The following is an 11,417-nucleotide window of genomic DNA, read 5'->3' as shown; positions in this document are numbered from 1 at the left end:
GTATAACAACGTAGAAGAGGCAGGAATTGATGCTTTTAGAACCGTAGCAAGGTCTGTTCAAACTCATTATGAATCTATCTTAAACTTCTTCGATAACAGAAGTACTAACGCTTCGGCAGAATCTTTCAATGCTAAGGTCAAAGCTTTTAGAGCCACTTTAAGAGGCGTTAGAGATACTGCTTTCTTCCTATTCAGACTTGCTAAAATATATGCCTGACTTTTTTATCCCCCAACTTTTCGGACTGATCCGTGAAAAGCCCACAGCGCGGGCGGGCCGGTGCGGCAATGGCAAAGCGAGGATTTGTCGAGTAGGCAAGGGCATTTCAGCCCAAGCCTCTCACAGAACCGTACGTGATGGTCTCCCATCATACGGCTCCTGTCATACACATGAATTATTAGAAGAAAGACCAGTGATAGAACAGGTTTGGATAGCTTATTTTCAGCGTTCCTATCCACCGATATGCCCTGCTGTAATGTCCCTTAAGTCGCTTATACTTCTTCAAAGCCCATTTGGCAAGGCGAAAGCCTAAGTGCATAGCAATACGTCCCAAACTAATCAGGTTTACCTTTCCATAATATTGAAAGATACCCCTCATTTGAACGTTCACTTCTGCTGCTATATCATGCAAGCTGAGGTCCCGACGATGCCAGTCCACTTGCTGCCAGCTTTGCATAATCCGGCTTTCCGATTTTCGACTAATCGCTGGATAATAGGCCAGATACCGACTTTCGCTGCCGCAAGGCTCCAGCCTTGTTGCCCGCTGATAGGTAAACGCTATGCTAAGTAATAAATATGCGAATCCCGGATGTAAGTTTCGTCCGGGATTTTGTATTTTTAAACAGAGTAAAGAGCAATACAAGAGCTTTAAGGCTAACAACAAACATTGTTGATTATCCTAAAGGCATGGCGTATACTTAGCATGTGGGCGCACAAGCCAGGAGGCTTGCGGCAGCGGGGGGATAGCAAACGCCATTAAACCAATGCAATAAAAAAATGAAAAACACTATCTCATTATTACTCGTTTTATTCACAGCAGGAACTATAACAAGTGCCTTAACTAAAACAGACAGTCTTAATAGAAAAGACTATCAAAAAATTCTCGCCAGTTTGTTGCGAAATGATGATAAAACATTTGATCTTAAAACAATTAAATATGTTATTCCAACAACACAAGAAGAAGCAATAATTTTCTATTCTTTTGACGATAAAGAGGAGACTTCTAAATCTCTTCGAAGCTTGCTAAAAAAAATAGAAAGCCTATCAATTAATGAAAACAGAGAAATTTTTATTAAATATTTGTATTTATCGGAATTTGTAGATGGCTATTTTGCGGAGGACTATTTTGATAGTATTGAAAAAATAGCCTTGAAAAAAAGAACATATTTCTGCAAAATATTAACTTCGGTAGACAAAAGAAAAACGAAAAGGCTTAATATCATAAAAGCACACTATTGTCATTAGTGATGCCACAGCCACTTGTTGTCAGTAGTCTACCGCCCCAGCTACCGCAAGCACTTTTCGCTACCGCAAGCCTCCAGCCTGGTGGCCCGCTGATAGGTAAACGCTATGCTAAGTAATAAATATGCCAATCCCGGGTGCACGTTTCATCCGGGATTTTGTATTTTTAAACGGAGTAAAAGAGTAATACAAGAGCTTCAAGATTAATAACAAACATTGTTGATTATCTTTAAGGCAGGGTGTATACTTAGCATGCGGGCGTATAATCAGAAGGCTTGCGGTAGCTGGTGAACAACTCAAAGTCCCAAAAAAAGGCGCATGGGCGATAATAAAAAGACATGGCATACATTGAAAAAATAATCGAACATTATCAGAAAAATTGGCAGCGCAAGTATAGAATAAGGAAATGGAATAAGGGTCCGATGAATGCGCTAGACTCGGAATTTTGTATTTTAGAATATGAGCCAAATTTGCAAAGAAAAATGTGGACATATGCAACTTGCGGCATGTCATCACCGACAGATGAAAATCCGATAGAATTACATTTATTTTCATCCATCCAAGATGACAGTCTAATTGAATTGTTGACGACTGTAGCTTATTACAATAAGACAGAGACAAAGCTTGGCCTTAATCACACAGTCAATTTTGGAAAAGCTTGGCAGTCAAATTCTGAATGTTCCTATGGATTAATTTCATTGCCATATCTGGACAGAGTTGCTTTAGAAATATTAAATACGAATCAAAGTAAACAATTTATTCATTTTTATTGGCTTATACCAATAACGAAAGAGGAACTTAAATATAAAAAAAGGAAGGGTGTTGAATTACTTGAAGAAAAATTTGACGATCCTAAATTTGATTATTTGGATACAAATCGCGATAGCGTGGTGTAAGTCTCTGCTGGCAGCATGCGTGCTGCGTATGCCCATCTACCGCAAGTTTTTGTCGCTACAGCAAGGCTCCAGCCTTGTGGCCCGCTGATAGGTAAACGTCATGCTAAGTAATGAATATGCCAATCCCGGGTGCACGTTTCATCCGGGATTTTGTATTTTTAAACGGAGTAAAGAGCAATACAAGGGCTTTAAGGTTAATAACAAACATTGTTGATTATCCTTAAGGCATGGTGTATACTTAGCATGCGGGCGCACAACAGTACCTTGCGGCAGCGGGGGCTAAATTTTTAAATGGTGCTAAAGTAATTGGGAATGCTGAAAATTGGGCTGGGGGACTTATTGTTGTAGGTAAGGCAACCCGGCGATTGGGCATGTTGTGGGGTAATCAAAATTGTAAAAAAATGTTAAAATACTTTGATTATATTTTTTATCGGATTTATGTTTTTTACAAAAATAAAAAAGACCCTAATCCAATTATGATGACACTCAATTTTATCGGAGTTGTACAAATTGTTATGTTATTAGTGTTGGTTGTTTTTGTACAAAAATTTACTTCTCTTTCACTTTCGGTAATCGAAAAAAGATATTATTGGGTTGGTATTTTTGTATTAGGCGTTGGCATTTACTCATTAAATGCTGTAAGATACATGCATAAAAAATATTATTTAGATTTAGTAAAAATTAACTCAAGTCATCCATTAAATGAAAAAGTAAAGAATTGGGTAATATTTATGCAACCGATTATTTTATTGCTATTAATGTTTTTAGTTTTAAAAATAGCTAGCTGATTAGAGTACAGGTGTTGCCAATCTTTCGCTGCCTCCAGCCTTGTGGCCCGCTGATAGGTAAACGCCATGCTAAATAATAAACATATAACCCCCGGATATTTAATTTCATCCGAGAGTTTTAGTATCCCCGCAGTTCGCGTTAAGGATTGTAGTGAAAAGCCCACAGCGCGGGCAGGCCGGGGCGGCAAAGGCAAAGCGAGGACTTGTAACGGAAAGCCTGACCGCCGTTGCTACCAGCGAGGGGAACGCTCTGGTAATTCAAAAGTCAAAAATCAAAATTCAAAAGTTGGAAGTATTGCCGGAGGTGTTTTCCGGGCAATGCCAGTTGCAAACTCCATACATTGATCCACTGTTGCGGTTTTTGTTTCGGCTTGCAAAATATGACAATTGGTAATTTATTGATTATTAGGTATATGTAATTTTTTGCTGTTTCACCTGTTGCGAACGCAACACTTTGGGCTATGCTGATTTTATGATATCCGCCCTCCGGATTCTACTGAAACGTATTCCCCATCTGGAACATCGGCAGGTACATGGCAATCATGATTACCCCCACCAGGAAGCCCACTACGATGATAAAAAGGGGTTCCATGATACTGCTGAGGGAGGCTGTCTGGTATTCTACTTCCTCTGCGTACTGCTCGGCTATCTTGGCAAAAAAATAATCCAGCTTGTTGGATTCTTCCCCAATCCTTACCAACTGGATCATTTTTGACGGGTATATTTTGAATTGCTGCAGGCTCTGGTGCAACGATTTACCGTTCATGATATCATCTTCCACCTTTTGCAGGGATGATTCAATGGGGTACCAGCCTACCATCTGCCTGCTCAGCGCAATAGCTCTCAACAGCGGCACATGCGAACCTGTAAGCAAGCGCATGGAATTACAAAACCGTCCTAAATATATTTTTTTTACCAGGTTGCCGGCCACGGGCACCTTCAACACAAAGCCCGACGAGATTTTGCGGTAGCTTATTGTTTTGCGTACACGGAAAAGGAAGATGACGATAGCTGTAATCAACAGGAAAACCGGAACGAAATAGGTTTCCAGTCCTTTGGAAATGGTTATTACCAGCTCTGTGATCCATGGTAGCTGCCCGCCAAAACGTTTCAGTACATCTGCAAACATGGGCACCACTACTTTCAGCATAAAATACACCGCGCCGAATGAAGACAGCAATACCATACAGGGGTAGGAGAGTGTTGATACAATTTTGCGCCTTTGCTTGATTCGGCCCTGGTAGTACTTAGCCAGATCCTGCAACACAATGGCCAGCTGGCCCGTTTCTTCGCCAATTTGGATACTGTATACCTCGTACAATGAAAACCTACCCGATTTTTCAAGGGCTTTGGAAAGGGCGATACCATTATTCAATACACTATCTTGTATGGCTGCAAACAGTTTTTTGTCGCTTTCTTTTTCCTGTTCGGCGGTTACCAGCTCCAGGCTGGTTTTTAAATTGATCCCGGCCAACAGGAGTGAGCTTAGTTCAAGGTACAGGTATTCCTTTTTTTTATCGTTGAGTTCCTTGCCCCCGAAGCTAATATCCCTGTTTAAAAATGCAAGTATACCCCCTTCTCCGGCAGGTTTTCCGGGTTTGGGCGCTTTCTTTTTTTCGTATTGGCTCAGGTCAATTGCCGGCATGGGTATCCTGTTTAAAAAGGTCAGCAGAACTATATTGTTTATAATAATGAAAAGTCATTTTCTCGTTATGCAATGATAAATCAAATTCCAGTTCGTCAATCCTGTTATCCTCCGCTTCTCCTGTTATTCCTGCGAGATGTTGCTCAAAATACATATTTACGCTGGTTGTTTTTACTTTAAAAGTATCTGTGATACCATTTTTACGAACAAGGTAATTACTGTTAAAGATATAGTTTGTGCTGTCATTGCTATTTTTCAAAAATAAGCCTGAATCAGTTTTAGTGATCAGGTTTGCCTTGCGGAAGTCCCGGTTGAGCAGGAAGTCGAGCTGTGCCATATCAGCCGACTCGCTGTTTTTGAACAGGAATGCATGATATGAATTGCTCACCACGGCAAATGCCACGTAAACAATGGCGATTAATATCCCCGACACCAACAGCGCAATGGTTACTTCCATAATGGTGAATGCCTTTAATTTATGGTTTAGCATCTTTACTGATCATTATTTCGGCAATCTTTGTTATTTCCTGTTGGTTTTCGTCATAGGCGGTCAAATACAGTTCGCTTAAGCCCGGCTCGTTTTCAACAGGTTTAATGATGGGTATAATCCTGAAGCCATCCTGGTTAAATGGTTCCTGGGGCAATTGCAGCGACTGGTTTGTCTTTAAAAGAATATTTCGGAGCACTGCTGTCGCCCGTATTTTTTTTGTAGAGATTGCCTGCTGCGTTACATTGGCAAATATCATCATAGCCATGCCAAATACTACTACGATGATTACAAGAGCTATTACCACTTCTGTAATGGTAGCAGCCTCCAGCATGCCTTTTTTTGTTATTTTATCTCCAGCCATTGTAGTATTTTTTTTTCGGTTGAAGCTACGGGGATAAGATCGCTGGTCAGGTAATATCGCGATAAGCCAGGGGCATCTATTTTCAGGTTGATCAGGTAGTTTTCGTACCGGGTAAATGCTGTTTGGTACATAAAACGCGCGGTGAAAACGCTTCCTTTAACCATTGCGCTGTCTTTAGTCGAAAAAACATGTTGTGCGTAAATCTGTCCGCTTATCTGGGCCCCTTTGCCCACACTGATGGTTGCAGGCAGGGCCGAGGCCTCTTTTTCATAAGTAAATATTACGCCGCTAACCCTGGAGTTTTGGCCGACATTAATTTGTGGCGGGAATCCTACCACGGGCGATTTGTAACGGAGCAGGCCCAGGCACGAAGGATATTCCAGCCGGCAATTTCTTTCGATACTAATCGAATCTGAAGCGAAGAGCTGACAGTTCCCATGGAAACCACTTTTAACAACGATGGCCTTTGCAAACACCAGCACATCATTCAATGTAGCGGTACTATCTATCGTAAGCAACGTATCTGCATACAGGATAATATTGCCCGACAGCCTGGTGTTTTTTAAAATATAGGGGTTATTGCCAAGGTTAACTACCTCGGTTGGGCAGCGAAACGAACGGTGCGGTGTGTCTGTTTTCCAATTTGTATTGACCGGGCCCCTTTGCATATTAAACAATTCATCAAGCACCTTCAGGCGGCTTTCGTTCAGTGGCGGCAGGTTGCGTTGACTGTCTTGTATCTTCCCAACAACCAGCCTTTTGTCTCCTTCATAGGCTTTGTTGTCTACATATGCAGCTTTCACCCCGGCTTTTGGCAGGTAAGCATCGCCTAAGATGGCCGTTTTGCCACTTACCGATACAGGCCTGTCTTCGTCGATCAGATAGATTGCTGCCCATTTGGATGAATCGATTCCGAAAGCTGTAGAAAATATTTTTATTAAGGTGTCTTGTTGTTTGAATGCCTCTACAACGCCAATATCATAGATGCCCCAACGGATATTTTTGAGATGTACAGAATCGTCGCCATTATTGAATAAGCTCAATGTTTTCCCTTGTAAGTAAGCGGTGTCTTTAGTACGCAGTAATATATGTACACCCGAAGAAAGGTTATCCTGCAAGCGGTCGAACCGGGATTTTACCAGGTATTGCCCCCGGAAAAAATAAGCGGTCAGCACCAGGGCCGAACAGATCAGGGCAATTACCAGGCTGATAATAATAACAATATAGAGCGCCGAGCCTTTAAGCATGGCCTTTGCCCTGCCTGGGCTTCTTTTTAAAAATATTGATCTTGTTGAAAAATGACCTGGGCTTACCATTCAAGGCTTTGCCATTGCTGTAATAAACTGTCCTTGTCGAATCGGGTCCCTCGTGAAAAACGACAGGGCCATTTAATTCATTAAAACGATACTCGCCGCTTTCTTTCAGCCTGCCATCCTGGTTAAAAAAGCTGAAGGCGCCAGAACGTATGCCATTCCGCCAGTTCACAACCTGTATCAGCGTACCGCGCTCGTCCCAGTCCTTCCAGGTACCATCCTTTAAGCCTTTTTTAAAAGTGCCTTGTGTCCGTGGATTATGGTTCAGGTACGTTTCAGTATAGGTGCCGTTTAATAGCCGGCCGCTGTAGCCACCCTGAAGAACATGCACCTTATTGGTTGCATACCAGTAATAAGTCAGCTCGCTTTGCGGCTCCGGATTGGAATTAACGGGTATGATTTCTGCTAATATTGTTCTGTCGGTATCGGCGATCCTTATCTTATGCAAGCCATAATCTGGCATTTTTTGCCCAAATGCACCGCTGTAAACCAATAGAAAAAGGAATGTGTAAATAAGCTTCATTTAATTTGCAGGTTGGATATGAATATATTTGGTTTTGCCTTCATGCTTCACCAACACGGAATCTTTCATGTTCCGAAGCAGTTTGAACTGTCCCACGGTTTCGCCCTCACTCATCATAGCCTCCTGGCCGTTGACTTTCATAAAAGCGATTAGTTTTTTAGAATTGGGATTTTTGATATATCCTGAATACCGGATGATATCCCAGTTAAAAGGCGGCGTCACGTTCATTCTCGATATTCCGGACGTTGACCGGTTTCTGACTGAAGGTTTTGCGGTATCTTTTTTCGCCGCCAGTCCAAAAGGATCTCTGTAATTCAACTGGAGATGGCCAGTGTCTTTGGCCACAGTATAATCGTTAAAAATTTCTTTGGGCGTTGGTGGAGGTGTCAAAGCATCGTCGGCCCCACCGCTGTAAGCCATTATGATCCGATAAATTATCAATCCCCACACAGTGCAAACCACAAGGATCAGCCCAATCGTTAACACTTTGTTTTTTTTAATCATCACATTCCGTTTAAAACAATACAAAGTTCCTCAATCCGCTGGCTTTGCCTTCCTTTCCCGAAGCATTTAAGGCGCTTACTTTCCAATATATTTTCTCGCCGGTAACGCCAAGATTAAAGCTGTATCCGGTGGAATTAACTGTCATTGGGAAATTGTTACTATATAAAGTGGTTGAATCACTTTTAAATACATATAATTTATAACCCGGTACACCTGTAACAGAATTCCAGCTCAGTTGAACCGGCAAACTGACAGAACTTTCGTTCGCAGGCGATACCAGGCTTACCTGGCCGGGCAGCGGCAATTGATAGGTGACATAATTAACAGCCGACCATTTGGATTGCTCGGTTTCATTTTCTGCCCTTACCCGCCAGCTATATACCTGGTCTTTAGGAAAAGTAAAATTGATTTGAAGCCCGGGCACAACCTGGTTATAAACCAGTACGTTTTCATTTGTAAAGTTATTGGTGTCAATTTCTACCTGGTATTTGGTGGCGCCGTAAAGGCTGTTCCACTTAAAGCTGGCCGTATTCTGGCTGCTCACGGTGTTATTGGCCGGGGAGGATAGCGTTACCGTTTGACTAATTAGTGAAGACTGCTCAACAACAAAGCTCCTGGCCGCCGAATAATCAGTCTGCGAACTGCCGTTTTCCGCTCTTACCCGCCATTGATAGTTGCCTGGTTCCAGCGTCGAGGTAAATTTATTGTCCTTAACAAGTGTGTCCAATATCAGGCTACCAACGGAGTCAAAACCGGGTGTAACCACTTGCAACCGGTATGCCAATGCGTCTTCCACACCGTCCCACCAAAAGTTTATTGTGTATTTAGTGCTCTGGTACTGGTCTGCAGGAGCTTCAAGCGTCACCTGCCTTTTGGCAATTGAAGGTTCTATGAACTCTTTACATGACGAAAGCAGTTCGTTTAAAGCCAAAAAGACAGGGAAAATGTAAAATAAGTGTTTAAGTTTCATTCCCGACTAATTTAGGAATAAGTATTAATTGTATGAAAACAATATAAGCGTTCTTTTTACTTTCCACCGTTATCTCAAACCCTATAATTGCCGGATTGCTTAAATTATCACATAAAATCAGGTTTAATTTATATTTTACAGCCTACAACAAAAAGGAAACATGGCATCAGGTTTTTTTGCGATTTTGGACGATATAGGTGCTTTGATGGATGATGTAGCGGTGACCGCTAAAGTAGCGGCGCGCAAAACTACAGGCATATTGGGCGACGATTTAGCAGTGAATGCCGAAAAAGCTACAGGTTTTTTATCGTCGCGTGAATTGCCCGTGCTATGGGCTATTACAAAAGGCTCGTTAGTTAATAAGCTTATCATTGTTCCCGTTGCTTTATTATTAAATGTGTTTTTCCCGGTGGCTGTTAAAATCTCCCTGGTTTTAGGAGGCTTCTACCTGGCTTATGAAGGAGTTGAAAAAATAATTGAATACCTTTTTCATCGTTCAAAAGCGGCACACCAGGTAATTAAAGAAAGTGAACAAAACGATGCCAATGCCGAAAAAACAAAAGTTAAATCGGCTATCACAACCGACTTTATTCTGTCTATCGAGATTGTAATTATTGCGCTGGGCTCTGTAGCAGAAAAGGGCCTGGCGATACAGGTTATAACCGTTTCGGTGGTTGCGTTCCTGGCAACAATAGGCGTTTACGGCATAGTTGCAATTATTGTCAGGATGGATGATGCCGGCTATAAATTGATTAAGTACTCTCAAAACAAAGGGTTCTTTTCGGTCGTGGGTGTTTTACTGGTTAAATCGCTACCGGTTATTATCAAGCTATTAAGCGTTGTTGGAACAATTGCTTTGGTGTTGGTTTCTGGTGGAATTTTCGCTCACAATATCGAATATCTTCATCATTTACTGCCCAACCTGCCATCAATGATCAGGGAGCTCATGATAGGATTGGTTGCCGGCCTGATTACGGTAGCAATGCTTACAGGCGGCCAAAAGATATTGTCATTTTTCAAGAAATAACCCCGTAAATCAAGTGATAATGGCGTTTGTGTTTTTATAAAATAATCATTCCGGGTATAAAGTAGGTTACAGCGCAGGCAACAACATCAAACCAGGTAAACAAACGGCGCAGATATCATTAAATGCCTGAAGGTTTTTGCCAAAAATAAACCGGGTTACCCGTAGGGTATTTAACCGAGCCGCTGGTTGCTTTTTTAACCTGGCTGCTGTTATAGTTACCAGGATAAAGGTTAATGTATTCGCTGGTCGGTTTGCCTTCCTTATAGGTTTCCAAATCCCACTCGCTTTTAACCGGGCATTGCAGCCAGTAAAGATTTTTAGACATATAATATCCAAGATAATAATCTTTGGTTTGCTTGTTTTGGTTATTCCAGTTGGCGTCATCGTTTAAAACAAGATCATCGGTGCCGTTTTTAATGAGCATGGCCCTAACCTCTTCAATATTGAGCAAGTTGCCTTTGGTATCGCTTACATAAGCATTAAAGGTAGGGTCCATCCATACCCATTTGTTCAGCGTGTTTGACCATACCACAGTTATCACATGGCAATCGTTATCGGCTGTATCCTTAGGCATGCAGGTAACCATGCGGGCCTTAAAACCTTCGGCCTGGTAAGCATCCTTTAATATGGTGGCCATCATACGGCAGTTAACACCACGGTTTTCTTTTTTGCAAACCTCAATTAAATCTATCGCGTTTTTTGATGCCGGGTTGTTGGAGCCACCATCGTGCTTTACGGCATTGTGCACCCAGTGAAGCAGGTTTTTAAACTTGCTGATCTCGTCTTTATTTCCGCTGATGGAATCTAAATTATACTTGTTTTTAAAGTTAAGCAGTTCGGGTGCGGTTGCCGGCTGATAACTGAATGTGGGGAGGTTTTTACTTAGCTCCTGATTATAGTCCCCCGATCTTTGTAGCACATAGGTCATGTCGCCGCGTTCGCGCAGGGTTTGCAGTGCGGCTTTAAAGCGCTTATCCCCATGCAGGCTTTCCAGGTCGGTATCAACTTTGGTGTTCGAATAATTGGCATAGCCAAGGGTTACGCATTTTTCAAGCGCGGTAAGCGCTGCTTCTTTTTTGCCCTGTAAGTTTAAATAACAGGCCAGGTTGTAATACATCCCTGGGTTCCAGCCTTTAAAGTTTTGAACTATAACACGTGAGGCGTGCTCATATTTATTTATCCATTCGGCGCATAAATTGCCGGCTATAATATATTCTTTCTTGTCGGTTGCGGCACGGCGTTCATTTTCAAGTTTGGTAGTATAGTTTTTGAATTCGGCAACTTCTGCGGGTGATTGCTGCTGTGCCCCGGCAAAAAGAGTGGTGGCAATAAAAAGTACAGATAATAATAGTTGTTTCATGGCGTAGGTTTTCTTACAAGATGCTTCGTCGGGATAAAATGTTGCAGCAATTTAAAAATACTTTTGATGCCCCGGAAATAA

The 11,417-nt window shown here is 42.0% G+C and carries 15 protein-coding genes; 6 read left to right on the top strand and 9 right to left on the bottom strand.

Annotated features, from left to right (window positions below):
* Nucleotides 1-217, top strand: a 217-nt coding sequence (locus tag AC1DXF_RS19365; RefSeq protein ID WP_477447344.1) for a transposase, incomplete at its 5' end; no start/stop codon positions are given.
* A 178-nt stretch (nt 218-395) separates the two neighbouring features.
* Here AC1DXF_RS19365 and AC1DXF_RS19360 read toward each other — a convergent pair.
* On the bottom strand, nt 396-674 hold the full coding sequence (locus AC1DXF_RS19360; RefSeq protein WP_477450347.1) for a group II intron maturase-specific domain-containing protein: 279 nt from the start codon (nt 672-674) through the stop codon (nt 396-398).
* A gap of 320 nt (nt 675-994) precedes the next feature.
* On the opposite strand from AC1DXF_RS19360, the gene AC1DXF_RS19355 reads away from it, so the two are divergent.
* The 4 genes from AC1DXF_RS19355 (at nt 995) to AC1DXF_RS19340 (ending at nt 3,537) form a co-directional block, all read left to right on the top strand.
* Nucleotides 995-1,462: a hypothetical protein gene (locus AC1DXF_RS19355; protein WP_477450345.1), complete on the top strand. Its 468-nt coding sequence runs from the start codon at nt 995-997 to the stop codon at nt 1,460-1,462.
* 335 nt (nt 1,463-1,797) lie between these two features.
* Complete coding sequence (locus AC1DXF_RS19350) at nt 1,798-2,355, top strand: suppressor of fused domain protein (RefSeq protein ID WP_477450344.1); 558 nt, start codon at nt 1,798-1,800, stop codon at nt 2,353-2,355.
* Nucleotides 2,356-2,756: 401 nt separating this feature from the next.
* Nucleotides 2,757-3,143: a hypothetical protein gene (locus AC1DXF_RS19345; RefSeq protein ID WP_477450343.1), complete on the top strand. Its 387-nt coding sequence runs from the start codon at nt 2,757-2,759 to the stop codon at nt 3,141-3,143.
* 151 nt (nt 3,144-3,294) lie between these two features.
* Nucleotides 3,295-3,537, top strand: coding sequence for a hypothetical protein (locus AC1DXF_RS19340; RefSeq protein ID WP_477450342.1), 243 nt, complete (start codon nt 3,295-3,297; stop codon nt 3,535-3,537).
* Between the two features lie 99 nt (nt 3,538-3,636).
* Here AC1DXF_RS19340 and AC1DXF_RS19335 read toward each other — a convergent pair whose 3' ends face one another.
* From AC1DXF_RS19335 to AC1DXF_RS19305, 7 genes are read right to left on the bottom strand one after another with little or no spacing between them, the layout of a single operon-like run.
* A complete protein-coding gene (locus tag AC1DXF_RS19335) occupies nt 3,637-4,788 on the bottom strand; it encodes a type II secretion system F family protein (RefSeq protein WP_477450341.1) in 1,152 nt (383 codons plus the stop codon).
* Nucleotides 4,775-5,278, bottom strand: coding sequence for a PulJ/GspJ family protein (locus AC1DXF_RS19330; protein ID WP_477450340.1), 504 nt, complete (start codon nt 5,276-5,278; stop codon nt 4,775-4,777). The genes AC1DXF_RS19335 and AC1DXF_RS19330 overlap by 14 nt, the downstream gene beginning before the upstream one ends.
* The gene (locus AC1DXF_RS19325) at nt 5,265-5,639 is read right to left on the bottom strand and encodes a hypothetical protein (RefSeq protein WP_477450339.1); all 375 of its coding nucleotides are present in this window, start codon (nt 5,637-5,639) and stop codon (nt 5,265-5,267) included. Before AC1DXF_RS19325 ends, AC1DXF_RS19330 begins: the two co-directional genes overlap by 14 nt.
* Nucleotides 5,621-6,886, bottom strand: coding sequence for a hypothetical protein (locus AC1DXF_RS19320; protein ID WP_477450338.1), 1,266 nt, complete (start codon nt 6,884-6,886; stop codon nt 5,621-5,623). The genes AC1DXF_RS19325 and AC1DXF_RS19320 overlap by 19 nt, the downstream gene beginning before the upstream one ends.
* Entirely contained in the window at nt 6,879-7,475 is a 597-nt protein-coding gene (locus AC1DXF_RS19315) for a toxin-antitoxin system YwqK family antitoxin (RefSeq protein ID WP_477450337.1), read from the bottom strand. Before AC1DXF_RS19315 ends, AC1DXF_RS19320 begins: the two co-directional genes overlap by 8 nt.
* Entirely contained in the window at nt 7,476-7,979 is a 504-nt protein-coding gene (locus AC1DXF_RS19310; RefSeq protein ID WP_477450336.1) for a hypothetical protein, read from the bottom strand.
* A 10-nt stretch (nt 7,980-7,989) separates the two neighbouring features.
* Nucleotides 7,990-8,949: a fibronectin type III domain-containing protein gene (locus AC1DXF_RS19305; RefSeq protein WP_477450335.1), complete on the bottom strand. Its 960-nt coding sequence runs from the start codon at nt 8,947-8,949 to the stop codon at nt 7,990-7,992.
* Between the two features lie 160 nt (nt 8,950-9,109).
* Between AC1DXF_RS19305 and AC1DXF_RS19300 the strand changes: the two genes are divergently transcribed.
* Complete coding sequence (locus AC1DXF_RS19300) at nt 9,110-9,976, top strand: DUF808 domain-containing protein (RefSeq protein ID WP_477450334.1); 867 nt, start codon at nt 9,110-9,112, stop codon at nt 9,974-9,976.
* 118 nt (nt 9,977-10,094) lie between these two features.
* Here AC1DXF_RS19300 and AC1DXF_RS19295 read toward each other — a convergent pair whose 3' ends face one another.
* Nucleotides 10,095-11,336 carry a TPR end-of-group domain-containing protein gene (locus AC1DXF_RS19295; RefSeq protein WP_477450333.1) on the bottom strand — a complete coding sequence of 414 codons (1,242 nt, stop codon included), beginning with the start codon at nt 11,334-11,336 and terminating at the stop codon, nt 10,095-10,097.
* Nucleotides 11,337-11,417: the final 81 nt, after the last annotated feature.

Source organism: Mucilaginibacter sp. P2_A5 (genome assembly GCF_056404995.1).
The sequence above is the reverse complement of the archived record's forward strand: the minus strand, read 5'-3'. Positions and strand labels throughout refer to the sequence as shown.

What these genes read in the sequence shown, in the direction of transcription:
- AC1DXF_RS19360 (WP_477450347.1), bottom strand. Translation starts at nt 674, where the DNA reads ATGCAAAGCTGGCAGCAAGTGGACTGGCATCGTCGGGACCTCAGCTTG.
- AC1DXF_RS19355 (WP_477450345.1), top strand. Translation starts at nt 995, where the DNA reads ATGAAAAACACTATCTCATTATTACTCGTTTTATTCACAGCAGGAACT.
- AC1DXF_RS19350 (WP_477450344.1), top strand. Translation starts at nt 1,798, where the DNA reads ATGGCATACATTGAAAAAATAATCGAACATTATCAGAAAAATTGGCAG.
- AC1DXF_RS19345 (WP_477450343.1), top strand. Translation starts at nt 2,757, where the DNA reads ATGTTAAAATACTTTGATTATATTTTTTATCGGATTTATGTTTTTTAC.
- AC1DXF_RS19335 (WP_477450341.1), bottom strand. Translation starts at nt 4,788, where the DNA reads ATGCCGGCAATTGACCTGAGCCAATACGAAAAAAAGAAAGCGCCCAAA.
- AC1DXF_RS19330 (WP_477450340.1), bottom strand. Translation starts at nt 5,278, where the DNA reads ATGCTAAACCATAAATTAAAGGCATTCACCATTATGGAAGTAACCATT.
- AC1DXF_RS19325 (WP_477450339.1), bottom strand. Translation starts at nt 5,639, where the DNA reads ATGGCTGGAGATAAAATAACAAAAAAAGGCATGCTGGAGGCTGCTACC.
- AC1DXF_RS19320 (WP_477450338.1), bottom strand. Translation starts at nt 6,886, where the DNA reads ATGCTTAAAGGCTCGGCGCTCTATATTGTTATTATTATCAGCCTGGTA.
- AC1DXF_RS19315 (WP_477450337.1), bottom strand. Translation starts at nt 7,475, where the DNA reads ATGAAGCTTATTTACACATTCCTTTTTCTATTGGTTTACAGCGGTGCA.
- AC1DXF_RS19310 (WP_477450336.1), bottom strand. Translation starts at nt 7,979, where the DNA reads ATGATTAAAAAAAACAAAGTGTTAACGATTGGGCTGATCCTTGTGGTT.
- AC1DXF_RS19305 (WP_477450335.1), bottom strand. Translation starts at nt 8,949, where the DNA reads ATGAAACTTAAACACTTATTTTACATTTTCCCTGTCTTTTTGGCTTTA.
- AC1DXF_RS19300 (WP_477450334.1), top strand. Translation starts at nt 9,110, where the DNA reads ATGGCATCAGGTTTTTTTGCGATTTTGGACGATATAGGTGCTTTGATG.
- AC1DXF_RS19295 (WP_477450333.1), bottom strand. Translation starts at nt 11,336, where the DNA reads ATGAAACAACTATTATTATCTGTACTTTTTATTGCCACCACTCTTTTT.